This is a genomic window from Streptomyces sp. NBC_01381, from assembly GCF_026340305.1.
Taxonomy (GTDB): Bacteria; Actinomycetota; Actinomycetes; order Streptomycetales; family Streptomycetaceae; genus Streptomyces.
The window spans coordinates 329,881-349,824 of record NZ_JAPEPI010000001.1; the positions used below are offsets into that span (position 1 = coordinate 329,881).

The following is a 19,944-nucleotide window of genomic DNA, read 5'->3' on the forward strand; positions in this document are numbered from 1 at the left end:
ATGTGAGCGAGTCGTACGCCGTGCGTGTGCGAGGGGTGACCCGAGGTCACCGGAAGGAGTCTGCCGTGGTCAGGGCTGCGGAGACTGCCGGACGCCCTCGGCGCGGGTGATCGCGGCGTCGACGGCCGCGTCCTCCTTGGCCTTGTTGGCGCCGCCCTGGGTCTTCACGATCGTCACGATGAGACCGGTGAAGAACACGGCCATCACTACGGGGGGCAGGAGCGCGGAGACGTAGTCCATGCCCCCCAGAGTAGCTAGCCCGCCACGAGCCGGTGCGCCGGGTCCGCCGGATTTGCCGGAGCCGCCGGGTCGGCCGGGTCCGCGGGGCGGCGCTTGGGCGGGAAGACCTCGGCCGGGGTCGGCACGGGACGGCCCGGCTCGGGGGCGGCGGGCCGGCGGGCCGGAGTCGCCGGGGACTTGGGCTTGGGCGCCTCGGGACGCTCCGCGTCGCCGCGGCCGCCGGGGAGGGCGAGCAGGCGGGTGCGCGACGCGGGGATGCGGGGACGCGGGGCGGCCTTGGTCTGCACGGCCGCACGCCCCGACAGACGGGCGCGTACGTCGCGTTCGGCGAGGGCGCGGCAGCGTTCCAGGAGGGCGGCGGCGACCGGGTTGCCGCGCAGCGCTCGCAGCGCGGCGAGGTCGTCGGCGCCCGGCTGGTGGCCGGAGCCGATGACGTCCTCCAGGAGCGCGAGGTAGCCGGTCGCGGTGCCGGGCAGGGCCGCCCGGTAGCGGGCGAGGTCGGCCAGCATGAAGGCGCGGAGTCTGGCGCCCTCGCGCGCCGCCTCGTCGACGGAGTCGGCGAGGCGGAGGCAGTCCTGGACGTCCTCGTCGGAGACGGGGCTGGGATGCAGGGCGAGGGCCAGGGCGCGGCGGAGCACACGCAGCTCCTCCGCACTGAAGGCCATGCCGCCGCGGGATCCGTATGGCGTGGGCATGAGCCGACGATACGCTCGATAACGGACAAAATCGGCTTAACGCCAATCTTTGGCGTGGCTTGGCTTTCCACGCCCCCGGGGAGGTCAGTCCGCGCGGCGGCGGACCATCGCGAAGGCGACCGCGCCGACTCCGAGCGCCGCGGCCCCGGCGAGGGCGATCCACGGGAGGACGCCTGCGCCGGTGTCCGCCATGGTTCCGTCGGGGGCCGGGGAGGCGGGGGCCTCAGGGACTTCGGGGGTGTTGGTGGTACCCGCGGTGCGCGTGGCGGTGGCCGTGCCGGGGCCGTCGGCCTGGACCGTGGTCACGATCGAGGCCGGGGCCGGGGGCACCGCGTGGACCGCGGCGGCCGTCCCCGCCGGTCCCGCGAACCCGATCAGCACCGCGGCCGCCACTGCCGCGGCCGCTCTTCCGCTACGCCCCATTTGCCCCACGCCCACTAGACACCCGCCCAACTCCCGTCCCTGCGCAGACTCTTGTATGGGGCGGAGGGTTGTGTGCGCAACCCCGCTCAGGTGCGGAAACGGTCAACTGCGCGAAACATTGCGCTCGTAGACCAGCCGCAGGCCGATCAGGGTCAGCCACGGCTCGTGCTCGTCGATGACCGAGGCCTCGCCGAGCACCATGGGCGCGAGGCCGCCGGTCGCGATGACCGTGACGTCGTCGGGATCGCCGCCGGGGCCCGCCAGTTCGCGCGCCATGCGCTGTACGACACCGTCGACCTGGCCCGCGAAGCCGTACAGGATGCCCGACTGCATGGCCTCCACGGTGTTCTTGCCGATGACGCTGCGCGGCCGGGCCAGCTCGATCTTGCGGAGCTGCGCGCCGCGTACGCCGAGCGCCTCGACGGAGATCTCGATGCCGGGGGCGATGACGCCGCCGGTGTACTCGCCGCGCGCGGAGACCGCGTCGAACGTCGTCGCCGTACCGAAGTCGACGACGATGGCGGGCCCTCCGTAGAGCTCGACCGCGGCGACCGCGTTGATGATGCGGTCGGCGCCGACCTCCTTGGGGTTGTCCATGAGGATCGGCACGCCGGTCTTGATGCCGGGCTCCACGAGGACGGCGGGCACGTCTCCGTAGTAGCGCCTTGTGACCTCGCGCAGTTCGTGCAGGACGGAGGGGACCGTCGAGCAGATGGCGATGCCGTCGATGCCGTCGCCCAGCTCGTCGCCGAGCAGCGGGTGCATGCCCATCAGGCCGTTGAGCAGCACGGCGAGCTCGTCGGCGGTGCGGCGGGCTTCGGTGGAGATGCGCCAGTGCTCGACGATCTCCTCGCCGTCGAAGAGGCCGAGGACGGTGTGGGTGTTTCCGACGTCGATGGTCAGCAGCATGTCGTCGTCACTCCGCCGCGCGCAGGTCGAGGCCGATGTCCAGGATCGGCGAGGAGTGGGTGAGGGCGCCCACCGCGAGGAAGTCGACGCCCGTGTCCGCGTACGCGCGGGCGTTCTCCAGGGTGAGGCGGCCGGAGGACTCCAGGATCGCGCGGCCGTGCACGATCGCCACGGCCTCTTCGGTCTCGCCCGGCGTGAAGTTGTCCAGGAGGATCAGGTCGGCGCCCGCGTCCACGACCTCGCGCAGCTGGTGGAGCGTGTCGACCTCGACCTCCACGGCCAGGTCGGGGAAGGCCTCGCGTACGGCCTTGAAGGCCTGCTCCACGCCGCCGGCGGCCACCACGTGGTTGTCCTTCACCAGGGCCGCGTCCGAGAGCGACATGCGGTGGTTGACGCCGCCGCCCATGCGGACCGCGTACTTCTCCAGGGCGCGCAGCCCGGCCGTCGTCTTGCGGGTGTCGCGGACCTTGGCGTTCGTGCCGTCGAGTGCGTCGGCCCACGCGCGCGTGGCGGTCGCGATCCCGGAGAGGCGGCACAGGAGGTTGAGCGCGCTGCGCTCGGCGGTGAGCAGGTCGCGGGTGCGGGTGGTGACGCTGAGCAGCGTGTCGCCCGCCTCGACCCGCTCGCCGTCGTCGACGTGCCGCTCGACCTCGAAGGTGTCCGTGCAGACGAGGGAGATGACGGCCTCGGCGACGCGCAGGCCCGCGACCGTGCCGGCCTCGCGGGCGGTGAAGTCGCCGGTGGCGACGGCCTCTTCGGGGATCGTGGCGACCGAGGTGACGTCCACGCCGCCGTCCAGGTCCTCCGAGACCGCCATGTGCGCGATGTCCTCGACCTGGACGGGATCGAGCCCGGCGTCGGCCAGGAGCTGCGCCAGGGCGGGGTCGAGGCCGCACTCCATGGGGTCGTAGGCGTCGTCTCCGCCGCAGCCGCAGGCGTCGCCGCAGCCGCCGCCGACGGGGGCGATGGGGAGGTCGGGGGTGCTGCTCACGGTCACTTCTCCTGAAGTCTTGTCGTCGGGGGGAAGTCGGGCGTCTCGGTCGTCCACGCGGCCAGCGTCCGGTCCGCGTTGAGGCGTACGACGATGTGGCGCCGCCAGGCCGCGTCGTCGCGGTCGGCGTGGTCCTCGCGCCAGTGGCAGCCGCGGGTCTCCTCGCGGCGCTGTGCCGCGGCCACCAGGACGCGGGCGACGCACAGGAGGTTGGTGGTCTCCCACGTGTCGACGCCGGGCTCGGCGGTCTTGCCGTCCTCGGCGAGGGCGCCCGCGGCTTCGGCGTGGACGCGGGCCAGCCGGGCCGCGGCCTCGGAGAGGGAGTCGGCGGACCTGAGCACTCCGGCGCCGTCGGTCATGACGCGCTGGATGGTGAAGCGGGCCTCGGGCGGCAGCAGGGGGTGCTCGGGGGTGTCGGGGTGGGACACCGGCGCGGGCACGCGCGCGTGGAGGGCGTTTTCCGCGTGGCGCGCGGCGATGTCCGCGGCGATGCGCTCGGCGTAGACCAGGCCCTCCAGGAGGGAGTTGGAGGCGAGGCGGTTGGCGCCGTGCACGCCCGTGCAGGCGACCTCTCCACAGGCGTACAGACCCGGGACCGTGGTGCGGCCGTGCGGGTCGGTGCGGACGCCGCCCGAGGCGTAGTGCGCGGCCGGGGCGACGGGGATGGGCTCGGTCACCGGGTCGATGCCGTGGGCGCGGCAGGCGGCGAGGATCGTCGGGAAGCGGCTCGCCCACATGTCGGCGCCGAAGTGGCGGGCGTCCAAGTACATGTGCTCGGCGCCCTGTTCCTGCATGCGGCGCGTGATGCCCTTGGCGACGATGTCGCGGGGCGCGAGCTCGGCGAGTTCGTGCTGGCCGACCATGAAGCGCACGCCGTCGGCGTCCACGAGGTACGCGCCCTCGCCCCGGACGGCTTCGGAGACCAGCGGCTGCTGGCCCTCCGCATCCGCGCCGAGGAAGAGCACCGTGGGGTGGAACTGCACGAATTCGAGGTCGCTCACCTCGGCGCCCGCGCGCAGGGCGAGCGCGACGCCGTCTCCCGTGGACACGGACGGGTTGGTGGTCGCGGAGAAGACCTGGCCCATGCCGCCGGTGGCGAGGACCACCGCGGGGGCGTGCACGGCGCCCACGCCGTCGTGCTGGCCCTCGCCCATGACGTGCAGGGAGACACCGGCGGTGCGGCCGTCGGCGTCCGTGAGGAGGTCGAGGGCCAGGGCGTTCTCGACGGTCGGTATGCCACGCGCGCGTACCGCCTCGACCAGGGCGCGGGAGATCTCAGCGCCGGTCGCGTCGCCACCCGCGTGCGCGATGCGGCGGCGGTGGTGGCCGCCCTCGCGGGTCAGCTCGATGGCGCCTTCGGGGCCCGTGTCGAAGTGGGCGCCGGTCTCGATGAGGCGGCGTACGGCGTCGGGGCCCTTGGTGACCAGGGTGCGCACGGCCTCTTCGTCGCACAGGCCCACGCCCGCGACGAGCGTGTCGTCCAGGTGCTGTTCGGGGGTGTCGCCCTCGCCGAGTGCCGCGGCGATGCCGCCCTGGGCCCAGCGCGTGGAACCGTCGTCCAGGCGGGCCTTGGTGACGACGACCGGCTTCAGGCCGGCCGCCGAGCAGCGCAGGGCGGCGGTGAGTCCGGCCACTCCGGAGCCGACGACCACGATGTCGGCGTCCAGGGACCAGCCGGGGGCGGGGGCGTGCAGTCGTATTCCGGTGGCACTCATGCGGTGGCTCCGAACGTGAGCGGGATGTTGTCGATCAGCCGGGTCGCGCCGACCTTGGCCGCGACGGCGAGAACCGCGTCGCCCGTGTGGTCCGGCCCCACGTCCGTGAAGTCGGCGGGGTCGACGAGCGCCAAGTAGTCCAGTTCGAGCGGGGGTTGGCGGCGGGCCGCCTCGTCGATGACCTGGCGGGCCGCGGCGCGGACGGCCGCGGGGCCGCCGGGCACGGCCGGTGTGACGGACTGGGCGACGGCGTGGGTGTCGGCGGCGGCGCGGGACTCCCCCAGCGCGTTCAGGGCGGCGGCACGCGCGTGCGTGGCGGGGGCGCTCGCCGCCCGTGCGCGCAGGGCCTCCTGCGCCGCGTGCCGGTCGCGGCCCGCGAAGAGGGCCTGGGAGAGCGCGAGGGCGGTGCGCCGCTCGGCCGCGGACAGGTAGCGGTTGCGGCTGGAGAGCGCCAAGCCGTCGTCCTCGCGCACCGTCGGTACGCCGACGATCTCGATGCCGAAGTTCAGGTCCCGCACCATGCGGCGGATGAGGGCGAGCTGCTGGGCGTCCTTCTGTCCGTACAGCGCCACATCGGGGCGTGTGAGGTGAAGGAGTTTGGCGACGACCGTGAGCATGCCGTCGAAGTGGCCGGGCCGTGTGGCCCCTTCGAGGCGGGTGCCCATGGGTCCCGCGCTGACGCGGACCTGGGGTTCGCCGCCGGGGTAGACCTCGTCTACGGAGGGGGCGAACACGAAGTCCGCGCCCTCCTGTTCGGCGATCTTGATGTCGGCGTCCAGGGTACGCGGATAGCGGTCGAGGTCCTCGCCCGCGCCGAACTGGAGGGGGTTGACGAAGACCGTGACGACGACCTCGCCCTCGTCGCCCGCGATGCGGCGTGCGGTGCGGATGAGCGTGGCGTGGCCCTCGTGCAGGGCGCCCATCGTCATGACGACGGCACGGCGGCCCGCACGCGTGCGCGTGCGCAGGGCGTCGGCGGTGTGCAGGAGGCCGGTCATCGGCTGTCTCCCTCGGTGTCGCCGGCCCCGCCCGCGCCGTTGGCCAGGACCCCCAGGAGGTCCTCGGCGAGCTCCGGCTTGAGCAGTCCGTGGGCGAGCGCGCGGTCGGCGGTGGCGCGAGCCATCGCCAGGTATCCGGCGACGGTCTGCGGGGCGTGCTTGCGCAGCTCGGCGACGTGGGCGGCGACGGTGCCCGCGTCCCCGCGTGCGACGGGTCCGGTGAGGGCGGCGTCGCCGGACCGCAGCGCGTTGTCGAGGGCGGCGCCGAGCAGCGGGCCGAGCATCCGGTCGGGGGCCTCGACGCCCGCGTCCCGGAGCAGCTCCATGGACTCGGCGACCAGGGTGACCAGGTGGTTCGCGCCGAGTGCGAGGGCCGCGTGGTAGAGCGGCCGCGACTCCTCGGCGATCCACTCGGGCTCGCCGCCCATCTCGATGACGAGCGCCTCGGCCGCGAGCCGCAGCTCGTCGGGGGCGGTCACGCCGAAGGAGCAGCCGGCAAGCCGCTGTACGTCCACGGGGGTGCCGGTGAAGGTCATCGCGGGGTGCAGCGCGAGCGGCAGGGCGCCGGCCCGCAGCGCAGGGTCGAGCACCTTCGTGCCGTACCGCCCCGATGTGTGCACGATGAGCTGGCCGGGGCGGACGGCGCCGGTCTCGACGAGCCCGTCGACCAGGCCCGGAAGCACGTCGTCCGGCACGGTCAGGAGGACGAGGTCGGCGCGCTCCAGGACCTGGGCGGGCGGGACGAGGGGGACGTCGGGCAGCAGGACCGCGGCCCTGCGCACCGACGCGTCGGAGACACCGGACGCGGCGACCGGGCGGTGCCCGGCGAGCTGGAGCGCCGCGGCGAGCGCGGGGCCGACCCGGCCCGCTCCCACGACGCCCACCGTGAGCCTCGCGGGGCGGTCCCGCGGGTCTGGCTGATGAGGTGCGTTCACGCGATGACGCCTTCCCGTTCCAGTCCGCTCGGGGTACCGGACGATTTCTCGTCATGCTAACGCGATCGGTCCGTGGCGCGTCTTCGGCTGTCCACAGGCTGTGGGTATTCGTATGACTGGTGGCCTCGGGCAGGCCATGCTCGAAGGATGACTGCGTACGAGGCGGAAGACGAGCGCCCCCAGGAACAGCCCACGCATCAGCCCGAAGCGCTCGGGGACGGACCTGCGGAGGACTCCGCGGAGGACCCGGACGGGCGCGCCCGGCGCTCGGCGGCGGCCCGTGGCGCAGCCCGGGCCCTGAACCGCTCGCCCTTGGTCGTGCCGCTCGCCGAGCGCCTGTCGGCCCTGGCGGCCGCGGCCCACGAGGTCGTCGGCCCGGACGACCCCACCGACGTCTACGGCGACGCCGTCGTCGCCACCCTGGAGGACGAGGTCGCGCGCCTGCTCGGCAAGGAGGCGGCCGCCTTCTTCCCGACCGGCACGATGGCCCAGCAGGTCGCCCTGCGCTGCTGGGCGGGCCGCACCGGCAACGCGACGGTCGCCCTGCACCCGGTCGCGCACCCCGAGGTCCACGAAGGGGGCGCCTTCTCCGTGGTGAGCGGTCTGCGCACGGTCCACCCGACGAGGGAGCCACGGCTGCCCACGGCCGACGAAGTGCGGGACTTCGAGGAACCCTTCGGGACGCTGATGCTCGAACTGCCGCTCCGGGACGCCGGTTTCGTCCTGCCGACCTGGGAGGAGCTTGAAGCGGTCGTGGAGGCGGCCCGCGAACGCGACGCGGTCGTGCACTTCGACGGCGCCCGGCTGTGGGAGTGCACGCCGCACTTCGGCCGCCCGCTGACGGAGATCGCGGCTCTCGCGGACACGGTGTACGTGTCGTTCTACAAGTCCCTCGAAGGCCTGAGCGGCGCCGTGCTCGCCGGGCCGCGCACGCTCGTCGAGGAGGCGAGGGTCTGGCGCCACCGCTACGGAGGCCAGCTGTTCCAGCAGTTCCCGGCCGCCGTGTCCGCGCTGCTCGGCCTGAAGCACACGCTGCCCCGGCTGCCCGATTACGTGGCCCACGCGCGCGTGGTCGCCGACGCGCTGCGCGAAGGGTTCGCGGCGGCCGGGGTGCCGTGGTCGCGCGTGCACCCCGAGCGGCCGCACACCCATCAGTTCCAGGTCTGGCTGCCGTACGACTCCGAAGTCCTGACCGAGGCGTCGCTCGCCCAGGCCGAGGAGACCAAGACCCTGCTGTTCGGCCGCTGGTTCCCCGACGGCCCGCCCGGCCTCTCGGTCACGGAGGTCACCGTGACCGGGGCGGGCCTGGAGTGGACGGCCGACGACGTCAATGATGCGGTCGCGGAGTTCGTGCGGCGGCTCCCCGGCTGACGGATCCCCGGCCGAGGTGGACGGAGTGGGCGAGCCGGGCCAGGGCGGCCCGGATCCATCCGTGGGCGGGGCGTTCCTCGACGACGGCCTGGAAGCGCCCGTAGTCGCGCATCTCGCGGATGACCTGCCAGTCGTGCTGACCGGGGGCGGGTGGGGTGCGCTCGTCGTGCTGGGCGGCGCGGTAGCTGTCGAGGAGGTACTGCTGCGTGATGCTCATGATGACCTCGCCTCTCGGGGTAAATGGTACTTATCGGGCACTCGTGGGTCGACGGGAAGCAGCGTCGACACATGAAGGGCATGGAGGGTGCGGGAAGGGCAGGTCCCGGGGTGCTGTGCCCCGCTTGCTGCGTCCCGCTCACCACAGACTGCGCCCGCCGACCCCACGCCGTCGCGTCGATTGACGCCGACCGTCAATCGACGGCGGGGATGTCGGTGGCGGGGTGCACCATGGGGCCATGAGCGTGAGCATCGACATCACCGGGCTGCTCCCGGAGCGGATCCACGTCGTGCCCTCGCCCCTGGCCGAGCTCGGCATGGCGCTGCACGCGCTGGCGGAGCCGGGCCACCACCCGGGGCTCCAGGGCTGGGCGACGGCGGTGTCCGCGCGCATGGATCCATGCCTCGCGGACCGCATGTGCGACGCGGACTTCCTGTGGCGCACGACGTTCTCGGACGTCTTCGCGCCGTTCGCCGGCATCCCCGGCAGGCAGGCACTCCCGGGCGCCACGCTCGCCGAGGAGCTCGACCTCCTCGACAAGCTGACCGACGAGCAATTCGTGGACGCCGCCCTGGAGTTCACCTGCCAGTCGTCGTACGCGGAGCCGAACCGCTCCATCCTGGGCACCCCTGAGGTGCAGCAGCGCGCCCTGGAGCTGGCCGCCGCCCGAGGCCCGCACCAGGTGCGCTTCACCCGGCGGCTGCTCGACGACCCGTCCGCGGTCCGCGCCTGGTTCCGGCAGCTGGTGGAGGACTGCGACGAGGCGTTCTTCGCGGACACCTGGGAGCGCCTGCAGCACCAGCTCGCCGCCGACGCCCGGCACAAGACCGACCTGCTGCGCCGCAAGGGCCTCGCCGAGGCCCTGAAGGCGGTGTCCGGTGCGGCCTCCCTGGACGAGGAGGCCCGGCTCATCACCTTCGACAAGATCACCGAGGGGCGCACGGTCACGGGGGACGGCAGCCTCGTCCTCGTCCCGACCAGCCTCGGCTGGCCCCATCTGATGGTGCTGCACCGCTATGGCTGGCAGCCCGCGATCACGTACCCCATCAGCGGACCCGGGCTCACCGCCCCGCCCTCCGTAGAGCAGCTGACCCGCCGCATGTCCGCGCTCGCCCACCCGGCCCGGATGCGCCTGTGCCGCCACCTCGCACGCGGGGCGTACACCACGGGCGAGCTTGCGGACGCGCACGGCCTGACGGCGCCCGAGGTGTCACGCCACCTCAGCGTCCTGAAGAAGGCCGGGCTCGTCACGACACGGCGCCGCGGGCGCTATGTGCAGCACCAGCTGGACATCGGCGTGGTGTCACGCCTGGGCAGCGACTTCATCGAGGGGGTGCTCCGCTGAGCGCTCCGCTGGAAGTGCGGTGATGGATCTGCGGGCCGGTGGGGGCTGGTCGCGCAGTTCCCCGCGCCCCTTCGGGGCGCACCGAACCGCACCGGCAGCTCTCAGACCCCGCCGCCCCCCGCCCGCACCAGACCCGTCTCGTACGCGAGGACCACCACCTGCACGCGGTCCCGCAGCCCGAGCTTGGTCAGGATGCGTCCCACGTGCGTCTTGACGGTGGCCTCCGACAGGACGAGCCGCGCCGCGATCTCGCCGTTCGAAAGCCCCTGGGCGACCAGGACCATGACCTCGCGCTCGCGGTCCGTGAGCCGTTCGAGCTCCTTGTGCTGCGGCTGGCCGCCCGCGTTCGGCAGCATCGGTGCGAAACGGTCGAGCAGGCGCCGCGTGGTGGACGGCGCGACCACGGCGTCACCGCTGTGCACGGACCGGATCGCGGCGAGCAGCTCCCCCGGAGGCACGTCCTTCAGCATGAAGCCGGAAGCACCCGCCTTCAGCCCCGAGAAGGCGTACTCGTCGAGATCGAAGGTCGTCAGGATCAGCACCTTGGGTGGATTCTCGTCCTGGCAGATGCGCCGGGTCGTCTCCACGCCGTCCAGTTTCGGCATGCGTACGTCCATGAGGACCACGTCGACCTTGGTCGACCGCAGTGCCTCCAGCGCCTCGACGCCGTCGCCCGCCTCCGCGACGACCTCCATGTCCGGCTGGGCTGCGAGCACCATCCGGAACCCCGTGCGCAGCAGCGCCTGGTCGTCGACGAGCATGACGCGGATCGACATCAAGGGTGCCCCTTCGTGGATGAGTTCTGTGGATGAGTTGGTGAGTTCAGTGGCTGAGTTCAGATGAGTTCGTCAGCCTATGGCGTGGACGGTTCGGTGACAGGTGTCAGCTCGCGGGCTTCAGCGGGAGCAGCGCACTGATGCGGAAGCCGCCGCCGGGCCGCGGCCCCGCGTCCAGCGTGCCGCCGACCATGCCGACGCGCTCGCGCATGCCGATCAGGCCGTGCCCGCTGCCGTCGGCGCCGCCGTCCTCGTACAGCTCGTGCGGGGCGCCCTTGCCGTCGTCCTCGACGAGCAGCCCCAGGCCGTCGTCGAAGTAGACCAGGCGCACGCTCGCCCCGGTGTTCTCGCCGCCGTGCTTACGGGTGTTGGTGAGCGCCTCCTGCACGATGCGGTACGCGGTCAGCTCCACGCCGCTCGGCAGCGGGCGCGGGGTGCCCTCGACCTTGAAGTCGACGGGCAGTCCTGCCGTGCGCACCTGCTCGATGAGCTCGTCGAGCTGCTCGACATCGGGCTGCGGGACGTACTCGCCGCTCTCCTGGTGCTCTCCGGTGCGCAGCACGCCGAGCAGCCTGCGCATCTCGGCGAGCGCCTGCCTGCCGGTGCCCGAGATGGTCTCCAGGGCCTGCTTCGCCTGCTCGGGGGCGCTGTCGAGGACGTACGCGGCGCCGTCGGCCTGGACGACCATCACCGAGACGTTGTGCGCGACGACGTCGTGCAGCTCGCGGGCGATCCGGGCCCGCTCGGCGGCCACGGCGACCTTGGACTGGGCCGCACGCTCCTTCTCCAGGCGGTCGGCGCGCTCCTCCAGCTGGGCCAGATAGGCGCGGCGGGTGCGGATCGAGTCGCCGAGCACCCAGGCCAGCGCGAAGGGCACCATCTGGAAGACCGTGAAGAGGATGTTGCCGAAGGAACTTATGCTCTCCTCCGGCCAGCGCAACGACGAGAGCGGCGCCGCACACAGACCGCCCGTAAGGGCGAACCGCGAGGCCCACTTCGCGCCGTCGGCCGACGCGGTGTAGATGATCACCAGCATCGCGAAGTCGGCGGGCATCGTCTTCGCGTCGAAGACCAGCTGGGCGACGCCGAGCACGGCGGCGAGGATCAGCATCTTCTCGGTGGCCTTGCGGCGCAGCGCGACGACGACGGACAGGCCGACGACGATCACGGCGGCCGCGACACCCGGGTCTCTGCCGTCCCCCTCGGCCATGGAGACCAGGCCCAGGCCGGAGATCCCGAGCAGGAAGAGGGCCCAGAAGCCATCGACCCCGGTCGGGTGTCTGCGGAGGAAGTCATAGACGCGCTGCACGTAACCCAGCGTAGGCAGCCGCACGGCCCTCCGGGGTCAACCGGAGGGCCGATCCGCACCCGGCACGTGTACTCCCCAAGGTGGAGGCGCGCTTAGCCTTCTCGCGTGACGAACGAGGTCCGGGGTGAGCGGCGGGACGTGTGGCGGGGCTGGCGTGAGGCCACCGAGGAGGCGCTCTACGGCCCTGCGGGCTTCTATCTGCGCCCCGGCGGACCCGCGGCGCATTTCCGCACGTCGGTGCATGCGTCGCCGCTCTTCGCCGCGGCCGTGGCCCGTCTTCTTTGCCGCGTGGACGAGGCGCTCGGCCACCCCGCCGAGCTGGCCTTCGTGGACCTCGGCGCGGGCCGCGGCGAGCTGACCGCGGGCGTCCTGGCCGCGCTGCCCCCCGAAGTGGCGGCACGCACGCGTGCGTACGCGGTTGAGCGCGCCGCGCGCCCCGAAGGCCTCGACCCGCGTGTCGAGTGGCGGGACCGGGCGCCGGCCGGCGTCACGGGTCTGCTCTTCGCCAACGAGTGCCTTGACAACGTCCCCCTGGACATCGCCGAGGTGGCGCCGGACGGTGTCGTGCGCCGGGTCCTCGTGCGCGACGACGGCACCGAATCGCTCGGGGCCGCCGTCGACGGCGCGGACGCCTCCTGGCTCGCGCGCTGGTGGCCGCTGCCCCCGGAGCCGGGCCTGCGCGCGGAGATCGGCCGCCCGCGTGACGAGGCGTGGGCGGCGGCCGTGGCGACGCTGACGCGCGGCCTCGCCGTCGCGGTCGACTACGCGCACGACCGGGCGGCACGACCGCCGTTCGGCACCCTGACGGGCTTTCGCGCGGGCCGCGAGACGGTGCCCGTGCCGGACGGCGACTGCGACATCACCGCCCATGTGGCGTTGGACGCCTGCGCGCTGGAGGGGGCGACGCTGCTCACCCAGCGGGCGGCGCTCGGCGCGCTGGGGGTGAGCGGCGCCCGCCCGCCGCTGTCCCTCGCCTCCACCGACCCGGCCGCGTACGTACGGGCCCTCACGCGCGCGGGAGAGGCGGCGGAGCTCACCGCGCCGGGCGGACTCGGGGACTTCGGATGGCTGGCCCAGCCGGTCGGCGTACCGCTCGAAGGCCTGCTGCCTGGCGCGGACCCGCTACTTGTCGATGTCCCCGACCACGAAGAACAGTGACCCCAGGATCGCCACCATGTCGGCGACCAGCTGGCCCGGAAGGAGTTCCACCAGCGCCTGGATGTTGTTGTACGAGGCCGAGCGGAGCTTGAGGCGGTAGGGCGTCTTCTCGCCCTTGGAGACCAGGTAGTAGCCGTTGATGCCGAGCGGGTTCTCGGTCCACGCGTACGTGTGGCCCTCGGGGGCCTTGAGGACCTTCGGGAGGCGCTGGTTGATCGGCCCCTGGGGCAGGTCGGCGAGCCGGTCGAGGCAGGCGTCCGCGAGGGCGAGCGCGTTGTGGGTCTGCTCCAGGAGCACCTCGAAGCGGGCCAGGCAGTCGCCCTCCTGACGCGTGACGACCTTCAGGGTGTCCTGCAGTTCCCCGTACGCGAGATACGGCTCGTCGCGGCGCAGGTCGAAGTCGACTCCGGAGGCACGCGCGATGGGACCGCTCACTCCGTAGGAGTGCACCGCCTCCGGGGACAGCACGCCGACACCGCGGGTGCGGCCCCGGAAGATCTCGTTGCCGAGCACCAGCTTGTCGTACACGTCCATGCGGGAGCGGACCGATGCGACGGCGGCACGCGCGCGTGAAGGCCATCCCGCGGGCAGGTCCTCCTTGAGGCCGCCTACGCGGTTGAACATGTAGTGCATCCGGCCGCCGGAGATCTCCTCCATCACGTTCTGGAGCTCCTCGCGCTCCCGGAAGGCGTGGAACACCGGGGTGATACCGCCCAGTTCGAGCGGATACGAGCCCAGGAACATCAGGTGGTTGAGTACGCGGTTCAGCTCGGCGAGCAGCGTGCGCATCCAGACGGCGCGCTCGGGCACCTCCATGCCGAGCATGCGCTCCACGCCAAGGACGACCCCGAGCTCGTTGGAGAACGCGGACAGCCAGTCGTGCCGGTTGGCCAGCATCACGATCTGCCGGTAGTCACGCGCCTCGAAGAGCTTCTCCGCACCACGGTGCATATAGCCGATGACCGGCTCCGCATGCTGGATCCGCTCGCCGTCGAGGACGAGACGCAGCCGCAGCACGCCGTGCGTGGACGGGTGCTGCGGGCCGATGTTGAGCACCATGTCGGTGCTCTCCGCGGCGCCGCCGATGCCGAGCGTGGTCTCCGTCGTGGGGCTCATGCGCGCATTCTCTCGTACGCGGTGGCATACGCGACTGTGACCCGGCATACGTACGCTTGCGGCATGGATACGGGGACGGCGGAACCCGCGCGACCGGCGGGGACAGAGGCACAGCCGGTATGGACCGGGCTGCCCAGGGGACTGCTCAGAATGCGACGGCTTCTCCTGGTGGTGTGGCTGGTGCCGATGGCGGTGGCCGTAGGGGTGCTCCTGGGGGTGTTCGCCGGACCGGCGTGGGCGTTCTTCGCGCTGCTGCCGCTCGCCTTCGTGGTGTGGGGCTGGCCGATGCTGGAGCGCAACTGGCGGTCCTGGAAGTACGCGGAGCGCTCCGACGACCTCCTGATCAGCAGGGGCGTGCTCTGGCGCGAGGAGACGATCGTCCCCTACGGCCGGATGCAGCTCGTCGAGGTCACATCGGGACCGGTGGCGCGGCACTTCGGGCTCGCGGGCGTGCAGCTGCACACGGCGGCCGCCGCCACGGACGCGCGGATCCCCGGACTGCTCCCCGAGGAGGCCGAGCGGCTCCGCGACCGGCTCACCGAGCTGGGCGAGGCCCGCTCGGCGGGGCTGTGAGCGGCGTACGCGAGGCGGCGGGGGAAGAACACACCCGCGGCCCCGACGACGTACGAGAGCGGCGTCTGCACCCCGTCACGCCCCTGCGCAGGGCCTGGGCGCCGGTCGCGGTCCTCGTGGGCTTCGCGGTGCACGACCCGAACGGCACCCAGCGGCGCGTCTCCGAACTCGCCGTGACCCAGCTGCTTGCCGGGCTCGCCGTCGTCCTCCTGGGCGGCGCCCTCTACGGCTTTCTCAGCTGGTGGTTCACGCACTTCGCGGTCACCGACACCGAGCTGCGCATCCGCACCGGCCTGGTCTTCAGGCGCACCGCGCACATCCGGCTCGACCGGCTCCAGGCCGTGGACGTGACGCAGCCGCTCGCGGCCCGGATGGCGGGCGTCGCCAAGCTCAAGCTGGACGTCGTCGGAGCGGAGAGCAAGGACGAACTCGCCTATCTGGGCGAGGAGGAGGCCGCTGTCCTACGGGCCGAACTCCTCGCGCGGGCGGCCGGTTTCGCCCCCGATGAGGCCCGCGAGGTCGGCGAGGCGCCGGTCAGGAATCTGGTGCACGTACAACCGCGCATGCTCGCGATCTCCCTTCTCCTGACCGGCACTACGTGGGGCATGCTCATCGCCACGCTGATCGTGCCGCCGTTCCTGTGGTTCGTCACCCACAGCCTGTGGACGGTCCTCGCGACCGGCCTTCCCATGCTGGGCGGCGCCTTCGCGAGCAGCGTGGGGCGCTTCATAGGCGAGTACGACTGGAAGGTGGGCGAGTCCCCCGACGGTCTGCGCATCGACCACGGGCTGCTCGACAAGGCGCACGAGACGGTGCCGCCGGGGCGGGTGCAGACCGTGCGGGTCGTGGAGCCGTGGCTGTGGCGGCGGCGCGGGTGGGTGCGGGTCGAGCTGGACGTGGCGGGCTCCGCCAACGGCGTCCTGGTCCCGGTCGCGCCCCGGGACGTCGCCGAGGCGGTGATCGCACGGATCCTGCCGGGCGTCCGGGTGCCGGCCGCCGCCGAGCTGATCCGGCCGCCCTCGCGCGCGGCGTGGTGCCTTCCGGTGTGGTGGAAGGGGTACGGCCTCACGGTGACGGACACGGTGTTCGCCGCGCGGCACGGTCTGCTGCGGCGGCGCCTGTCGTTGGTGCCGCACGCGAAGGTGCAGAGCGTGCGGCTCACGCAGGGGCCGTGGGAGCGGCACAAGGGGGTGGCGGACGTGGTGGTGGACACCGGCGCGAACAAGACGGTGACCGCGCGGCTGCGTCCTACGGGGGAGGCGGTTTCGCTCCTGGAGGCGCAGGCGGAGCGGTCGCGTACGGGGCGGAGGGATGCGCTGCCGGATCGGTGGATGGCTTGATGTGAGGGTTCAGCTGCCGGGCAATCGGGAAGGGGGTCCCCCCTGCTCATTAAGAGCTTGGGGGAGGGCGGGAAAGATCCGCCGCGAAGCGGCGGTCTTGAGCGGGGTCCGGGGCGGAGCCCCGGTACCGAGCCACGGCGGGGCCCAGCTACGCCCGCAGCGCGGTCCGCAGCTCAGCCACGTCGATCTGCTCCGTCTCGTCATGCGCCGTCAGGTCGATGACCTGACCCGCCGCACCGCCCGCGCCCTCCGCGGGAGCCTGCTTGAAGTCCGACTCGGCCTCCGCCTTGTGCAGGGCGAGTGCCTCCTCGCCCACCACGTCCGCGAGGTCCGCGTTCTGCACGGCTTCCAGCGCGGCGGGCGCCGCGCCCTTCGTGCCGAAGAAGTCGAAACCGCCCTGGACGACCGGGCGCCGGGTCTGCGCGGGCGGCGCGACGGCGACCGCGCGCTCGTGCCCGCCGTACCCGTCGGCCGCCCCGGACTTCCCCCGCGCCTCGTCTCCGTCCGCGCCGGAGTCGGACGGCTTCGGCGTCAGACGGTCCAGCGCGGCGTTCGCCCGCAGGTACAGCGACGGAGTCGCGCTCTCCGGAGCCTTGGCCTGGGCCGGGACCGGCGCCGAGGCCTGGACCGGAGCCGGCGGCAGCGCCCGCGCCGGAGTCGACGCCTCGATGGCGAGGAGCCGCCGCCCCTCCAGCGCACTGGCCCGCTCGGTCTCCGCCGTGGCGTACCGGCGAAGGAGCGCCGCGTGCTCATTGCGCAGCGCGGCAAGCTCCGCCCGCTTGGCGCGCAGCTTCGTCTCCAGGCGGCCGCGCAGCTCGCGGGACTCGTCGAGGTCGGACTCGCACTCCGCTATCCGTTCGTCGTAGCGCCACTCGTCGCTCTTGCGGGCGCGGCCGAGCTCGGCGACCTGCTTGCCGGCCGCGAGGTCCCAGCGGCGCATGACGACGGAGCCCACGACGGCGGCCGCGGCGGCCGCCGCGGTCAGGCCGCGGAGCACGGTCGGTTCCGCGAAGAGCCAGGCGCCGCCGGCGCAGACGAGAGAGAGGCCTGCGACCGTCGAGGGGGGAAGCAGCCGGTGCAAGGGTGGGGAATGGCGGTGGCGTCCACGTGGCATGGCCAGAAACTTACCGCGCGTAGGCGAACTCTGGTGCCCCGGGCGCCAAAATGACAGTGCCACAGCGCTGATTCCCCACCCTTGCCGATCCTCTTCGGCCACTCGACTCCACTTTCGGCCGCGCCAACTCCGGTTTCGGCCGCGCTACTTCTTGATCAATCCCTTCGACTCCAGATACTCCCTGGCGACATCGGCTTCCTTCTGCCGCTCGACATCGACCTTCCGGTCGAGTTCGGCGAGATCTTCCGTCGTGAGCGTCTCGGTCAGCTTGCCGAGCGCTTCGGCTATCTCCTTGTCGCCCGCTTCCTTCGCGTTCACCACCGGAAGGATGTTGTCCGCGTTCTGCAGCTTCTTGTCGTCCTCGAGGGCCACCAGGCCGAAGCTGTCCAGCGTCGCGTCGGTGGTCGTGGTCAGCACCACCTGGTCCGTGCCGTTCTTCACGGCCTGCTTGGACTGTGTGGTGCCGACGCCCTTGGGGTCGATTCCGGCGATGTCGATGCCGTACTTCTTCTTCAGTCCCGGCGCGCAGAACGGCCGGGTCTCGCATTCGTCACTCGCGGCGATCTTGACCTTCTCGCCCGACTCACCAAGATCAGAAAGCGTCTTGAGCTTGTGCTCCTTCGCGTATTCCTTGCTCACCGCGAACGCGTTCTGGTCGACCGCCTCGCCGACCGGAAGCACCTTCAGGCCGCGCGGCTCGGCGAGCTTCTTCAGCTCGGCCACCGTGGCGTCCACATCATTAGAAGCGACCGGCTTCGCCTTGGGCCCGTTCTTGCCGAGGTTGAGGAACTCCGCGAGCGTCGCAGCGTATTCGGGAGCGACATCGATCGAGCCCTTCTTCAGCTCGGGCTCGTACACCTCGCGGTTCTGGACGGTCTTGACCTCCGCGTCATATCCGGCCTCCTCCAGGACACCGACGTACAGCTCGGCGAGGACCTTCTGCTCGGTGAAGCGGGCCGAGCCCACGACGAGCTTGCCCTTGCCGCCCGCCTTGTCGCCCGAGCCCTTGCCGTCCTTCTCCAGGCTGTCCCCGCCGCACGCGGTGAGCCCCGCGGTCAGCGCCACGACGGCCACGGCCGCCCCTGCCATCCGTCGCGCGCGACGCGTTGTGCTGTTCATCGGTGAACCACCATTTCGAAAGGAAACAAAACCGGATCCGGGCCACTCCGGATCCGGGCCACTGAGGAATCACCCGGCCGCCGAGGAATCACTCACCGGACGGGGCCGCCCGCCCCTGCCGACACCGCGGGACGGGTCGCAGATGCGCCCCACCACCACGAGCACCACCTCTACGAAGAGCGCGAGCAGCGCCACGAGCAGGGCGCCCGCCACCACCTGGGGCGTGTTCTGCAGGTTGAACCCGGCCGTGATGATCCGGCCGAGACCCCCTTCGCCGGCCATCGCGGCCAGCGTCGCCGTGGCGACGACCTGCACCCCGGCGGACCGGACACCCGTCATGATCAGCGGGTACGCCAGGGGCAGTTCGACCCGCGCGAACAGCTGGCCGCCGCTCATGCCCATCCCCCGCGCGGCCTCCACCACCGACCGGTCGACCTCGCGCATCCCGATGTACGCGTTGGTCAGCAGCGGCGGCACCGCGAAGAGCACCAGGGCGATCAGCGTCGGTACGTCCCCGTGCTCGCCCAGCGGGGTCAGCGTGAGGAGCACGAGCACCGCGAGCGTCGGCACCGCACGGCCGACGTTCGAGATGTTCACCGCGAGGGCGCCGCCCTTGCCGATGTGGCCGAGGAACAGCGCGATCGGCAGCGCGATCAGACACGCGACGGCGAGACACACCCCACTGAAGTAGAGATGCTCCGCGAGCCGGTGCCACACCCCCTTGTCGCCCTGCCAGTTGGCGGACGTGGTCAGCCAGTCGTACGCACCGGTGATCGCGTTCATGCAGGTTCAGCCACCTTGGCCGTGCGCTGCGCGCGAGCGGCACGGTTCGTCCGTATTCGATGGACCCGCGTCCAAGGCGTCAGCCACCGCTGGAGCGCCAGGAGCAGCAGGTCGGCCACGACGGCGAGGAGCACGCACAGCACGGACGCCGTGAGCACCTGTGCCTTGAAGGTCGTGTCGAGGCCGTCCAGGATCAGAGTGCCGAGCCCTCCGTAGTCCACGATCGCGCCGACCGTGGTCAGCGCCACCGTCGACACCGTCGTGATGCGCACGCCGGCGAGCAACGCGGGCAGCGCGAGCGGCAGTTCGACCTCCCACAGCAGCCGCAGCGGGCCGTACCCCATCCCCTTGGCCGCGTCCCGTGCCTCGTCGGGCACGGCCTGCAGCCCCGCCAGGATGTTCCGCACCAGGATCGTCAGCGAGTACAGGACCAGGCCCGTCACGACCAGCGAGGCGGAGAGCCCGAAGAACGGCAGCAGGAGCGAGAACATCGCGAGCGAAGGGACCGTGTAGAGCACGGTCGTCAGGCCGAGGATCGGCCCCGCGAGGAAGCGCCAGCGCCGGGCGAGCAGCGCCAGCGGCAGGGAGACGGCGACGCCGATCGCCACCGATGCCGCGGTGATGCCCATGTGCTGCACGGTGGCGTCGATCAACTCCTGGCTGCGGGAACGGACGTACTCCCCGCAGATCCAGTCGTTCGCCACCAGACAGTTCTGCTCGCTCATCGCGTCCCACCTCCCCCCGAAAACCGATTCCTGCGGCTGTCTGGCGACCCTAACGCGCACCACTGACAATCGCCGAGACTCGTCGTACTGGC

21 protein-coding genes are annotated in these 19,944 nt (G+C 72.4%); 5 read left to right on the plus strand and 16 right to left on the minus strand.

All coding sequences use genetic code 11. The features are described from left to right. Nucleotides 1-69 precede the first annotated feature (69 nt). From OG453_RS01625 to OG453_RS01660, 8 genes are all read right to left on the minus strand, one after another. Nucleotides 70-240, minus strand: a complete 171-nt coding sequence (locus OG453_RS01625) for a hypothetical protein (RefSeq protein WP_266863718.1) — start codon at nucleotides 238-240, stop codon at nucleotides 70-72. A gap of 14 nt (nucleotides 241-254) precedes the next feature. Beyond that, entirely contained in the window at nucleotides 255-935 is a 681-nt protein-coding gene (locus OG453_RS01630; RefSeq protein WP_266863720.1) for a hypothetical protein, read from the minus strand. Nucleotides 936-1,019: 84 nt separating this feature from the next. Next, nucleotides 1,020-1,358: a hypothetical protein gene (locus OG453_RS01635; RefSeq protein ID WP_266863722.1), complete on the minus strand. Its 339-nt coding sequence runs from the start codon at nucleotides 1,356-1,358 to the stop codon at nucleotides 1,020-1,022. Nucleotides 1,359-1,460: 102 nt separating this feature from the next. After that, on the minus strand, nucleotides 1,461-2,267 hold the full coding sequence (locus OG453_RS01640; protein WP_266863724.1) for a type III pantothenate kinase: 807 nt from the start codon (nucleotides 2,265-2,267) through the stop codon (nucleotides 1,461-1,463). A gap of 7 nt (nucleotides 2,268-2,274) precedes the next feature. Next, complete coding sequence (gene nadC / locus OG453_RS01645; protein ID WP_266863726.1) at nucleotides 2,275-3,264, minus strand: carboxylating nicotinate-nucleotide diphosphorylase; 990 nt, start codon at nucleotides 3,262-3,264, stop codon at nucleotides 2,275-2,277. Further along, complete coding sequence (locus tag OG453_RS01650) at nucleotides 3,261-4,973, minus strand: L-aspartate oxidase (RefSeq protein ID WP_266863728.1); 1,713 nt, start codon at nucleotides 4,971-4,973, stop codon at nucleotides 3,261-3,263. The genes nadC and OG453_RS01650 overlap by 4 nt, the downstream gene beginning before the upstream one ends. Next, complete coding sequence (gene panC, locus OG453_RS01655) at nucleotides 4,970-5,971, minus strand: pantoate--beta-alanine ligase (RefSeq protein WP_266863730.1); 1,002 nt, start codon at nucleotides 5,969-5,971, stop codon at nucleotides 4,970-4,972. Before panC ends, OG453_RS01650 begins: the two co-directional genes overlap by 4 nt. Next, nucleotides 5,968-6,906, minus strand: a complete 939-nt coding sequence (locus OG453_RS01660; RefSeq protein WP_266863732.1) for a Rossmann-like and DUF2520 domain-containing protein — start codon at nucleotides 6,904-6,906, stop codon at nucleotides 5,968-5,970. The genes panC and OG453_RS01660 overlap by 4 nt, the downstream gene beginning before the upstream one ends. Nucleotides 6,907-7,053: 147 nt before the next feature. Between OG453_RS01660 and OG453_RS01665 the strand changes: the two genes are divergently transcribed. Then, nucleotides 7,054-8,277, plus strand: coding sequence for a low specificity L-threonine aldolase (locus OG453_RS01665; RefSeq protein ID WP_266863734.1), 1,224 nt, complete (start codon nucleotides 7,054-7,056; stop codon nucleotides 8,275-8,277). On the opposite strand, the gene OG453_RS01670 is transcribed toward OG453_RS01665, so the two are convergent. Continuing rightward, complete coding sequence (locus OG453_RS01670; RefSeq protein ID WP_266863736.1) at nucleotides 8,234-8,494, minus strand: hypothetical protein; 261 nt, start codon at nucleotides 8,492-8,494, stop codon at nucleotides 8,234-8,236. The two genes, OG453_RS01665 and OG453_RS01670, sit on opposite strands and share 44 nt — an antisense overlap. 238 nt (nucleotides 8,495-8,732) lie before the next feature. On the opposite strand from OG453_RS01670, the gene OG453_RS01675 reads away from it, so the two are divergent. Continuing rightward, nucleotides 8,733-9,839, plus strand: a complete 1,107-nt coding sequence (locus tag OG453_RS01675; protein ID WP_266863738.1) for a DUF5937 family protein — start codon at nucleotides 8,733-8,735, stop codon at nucleotides 9,837-9,839. A gap of 101 nt (nucleotides 9,840-9,940) precedes the next feature. Here OG453_RS01675 and OG453_RS01680 read toward each other — a convergent pair whose 3' ends face one another. Further along, nucleotides 9,941-10,615 (minus strand): response regulator transcription factor, encoded by a 675-nt coding sequence (locus OG453_RS01680; RefSeq protein WP_135330518.1) that lies wholly within the window; start codon nucleotides 10,613-10,615, stop codon nucleotides 9,941-9,943. A 106-nt stretch (nucleotides 10,616-10,721) separates the two neighbouring features. Then, a complete protein-coding gene (locus OG453_RS01685) occupies nucleotides 10,722-11,924 on the minus strand; it encodes a sensor histidine kinase (RefSeq protein WP_266863742.1) in 1,203 nt (400 codons plus the stop codon). Nucleotides 11,925-12,029: 105 nt separating this feature from the next. Between OG453_RS01685 and OG453_RS01690 the strand changes: the two genes are divergently transcribed. Next, complete coding sequence (locus tag OG453_RS01690) at nucleotides 12,030-13,082, plus strand: SAM-dependent methyltransferase (RefSeq protein ID WP_266863744.1); 1,053 nt, start codon at nucleotides 12,030-12,032, stop codon at nucleotides 13,080-13,082. On the opposite strand, the gene OG453_RS01695 is transcribed toward OG453_RS01690, so the two are convergent. Further along, a complete protein-coding gene (locus OG453_RS01695) occupies nucleotides 13,047-14,198 on the minus strand; it encodes an NADH-quinone oxidoreductase subunit D (RefSeq protein ID WP_266863746.1) in 1,152 nt (383 codons plus the stop codon). The two genes, OG453_RS01690 and OG453_RS01695, sit on opposite strands and share 36 nt — an antisense overlap. 63 nt (nucleotides 14,199-14,261) lie before the next feature. Here OG453_RS01695 and OG453_RS01700 point away from each other — a divergent pair, with 63 nt between their 5' ends. Together OG453_RS01700 and OG453_RS01705 are read left to right on the plus strand one after the other, a co-directional pair. After that, nucleotides 14,262-14,771 (plus strand): PH domain-containing protein, encoded by a 510-nt coding sequence (locus OG453_RS01700; protein WP_266863748.1) that lies wholly within the window; start codon nucleotides 14,262-14,264, stop codon nucleotides 14,769-14,771. Beyond that, a complete protein-coding gene (locus OG453_RS01705) occupies nucleotides 14,768-16,111 on the plus strand; it encodes a PH domain-containing protein (protein ID WP_266863750.1) in 1,344 nt (447 codons plus the stop codon). Before OG453_RS01700 ends, OG453_RS01705 begins: the two co-directional genes overlap by 4 nt. A 148-nt stretch (nucleotides 16,112-16,259) precedes the next feature. Here the strand turns inward: OG453_RS01705 and OG453_RS01710 are convergent, their stop codons facing one another. The 4 genes from OG453_RS01710 to OG453_RS01725 all read right to left on the minus strand — a co-directional run bounded on the left by OG453_RS01710 (nucleotide 16,260) and on the right by OG453_RS01725 (nucleotide 19,852). Continuing rightward, nucleotides 16,260-17,225: a hypothetical protein gene (locus OG453_RS01710; RefSeq protein ID WP_266863752.1), complete on the minus strand. Its 966-nt coding sequence runs from the start codon at nucleotides 17,223-17,225 to the stop codon at nucleotides 16,260-16,262. A gap of 144 nt (nucleotides 17,226-17,369) precedes the next feature. Next, the gene (locus OG453_RS01715; RefSeq protein WP_266863754.1) at nucleotides 17,370-18,344 is read right to left on the minus strand and encodes an ABC transporter substrate-binding protein; all 975 of its coding nucleotides are present in this window, start codon (nucleotides 18,342-18,344) and stop codon (nucleotides 17,370-17,372) included. A 69-nt stretch (nucleotides 18,345-18,413) separates the two neighbouring features. Continuing rightward, nucleotides 18,414-19,127: an ABC transporter permease gene (locus OG453_RS01720; protein WP_266863756.1), complete on the minus strand. Its 714-nt coding sequence runs from the start codon at nucleotides 19,125-19,127 to the stop codon at nucleotides 18,414-18,416. Beyond that, the gene (locus OG453_RS01725) at nucleotides 19,124-19,852 is read right to left on the minus strand and encodes an ABC transporter permease (protein WP_266863758.1); all 729 of its coding nucleotides are present in this window, start codon (nucleotides 19,850-19,852) and stop codon (nucleotides 19,124-19,126) included. The genes OG453_RS01720 and OG453_RS01725 overlap by 4 nt, the downstream gene beginning before the upstream one ends. Between the last annotated feature and the right edge of the window lie 92 nt (nucleotides 19,853-19,944).

What these genes read in the sequence shown, in the direction of transcription:
- OG453_RS01625 (WP_266863718.1), bottom strand. Translation starts at nt 240, where the DNA reads ATGGACTACGTCTCCGCGCTCCTGCCCCCCGTAGTGATGGCCGTGTTC.
- OG453_RS01630 (WP_266863720.1), bottom strand. Translation starts at nt 935, where the DNA reads ATGCCCACGCCATACGGATCCCGCGGCGGCATGGCCTTCAGTGCGGAG.
- OG453_RS01635 (WP_266863722.1), bottom strand. Translation starts at nt 1,358, where the DNA reads ATGGGGCGTAGCGGAAGAGCGGCCGCGGCAGTGGCGGCCGCGGTGCTG.
- OG453_RS01640 (WP_266863724.1), bottom strand. Translation starts at nt 2,267, where the DNA reads ATGCTGCTGACCATCGACGTCGGAAACACCCACACCGTCCTCGGCCTC.
- OG453_RS01650 (WP_266863728.1), bottom strand. Translation starts at nt 4,973, where the DNA reads ATGAGTGCCACCGGAATACGACTGCACGCCCCCGCCCCCGGCTGGTCC.
- panC (WP_266863730.1), bottom strand. Translation starts at nt 5,971, where the DNA reads ATGACCGGCCTCCTGCACACCGCCGACGCCCTGCGCACGCGCACGCGT.
- OG453_RS01665 (WP_266863734.1), top strand. Translation starts at nt 7,054, where the DNA reads ATGACTGCGTACGAGGCGGAAGACGAGCGCCCCCAGGAACAGCCCACG.
- OG453_RS01670 (WP_266863736.1), bottom strand. Translation starts at nt 8,494, where the DNA reads ATGAGCATCACGCAGCAGTACCTCCTCGACAGCTACCGCGCCGCCCAG.
- OG453_RS01675 (WP_266863738.1), top strand. Translation starts at nt 8,733, where the DNA reads ATGAGCGTGAGCATCGACATCACCGGGCTGCTCCCGGAGCGGATCCAC.
- OG453_RS01680 (WP_135330518.1), bottom strand. Translation starts at nt 10,615, where the DNA reads ATGTCGATCCGCGTCATGCTCGTCGACGACCAGGCGCTGCTGCGCACG.
- OG453_RS01695 (WP_266863746.1), bottom strand. Translation starts at nt 14,198, where the DNA reads ATGAGCCCCACGACGGAGACCACGCTCGGCATCGGCGGCGCCGCGGAG.
- OG453_RS01700 (WP_266863748.1), top strand. Translation starts at nt 14,262, where the DNA reads ATGGATACGGGGACGGCGGAACCCGCGCGACCGGCGGGGACAGAGGCA.
- OG453_RS01710 (WP_266863752.1), bottom strand. Translation starts at nt 17,225, where the DNA reads ATGCCACGTGGACGCCACCGCCATTCCCCACCCTTGCACCGGCTGCTT.
- OG453_RS01715 (WP_266863754.1), bottom strand. Translation starts at nt 18,344, where the DNA reads ATGAACAGCACAACGCGTCGCGCGCGACGGATGGCAGGGGCGGCCGTG.
- OG453_RS01720 (WP_266863756.1), bottom strand. Translation starts at nt 19,127, where the DNA reads ATGAACGCGATCACCGGTGCGTACGACTGGCTGACCACGTCCGCCAAC.
- OG453_RS01725 (WP_266863758.1), bottom strand. Translation starts at nt 19,852, where the DNA reads ATGAGCGAGCAGAACTGTCTGGTGGCGAACGACTGGATCTGCGGGGAG.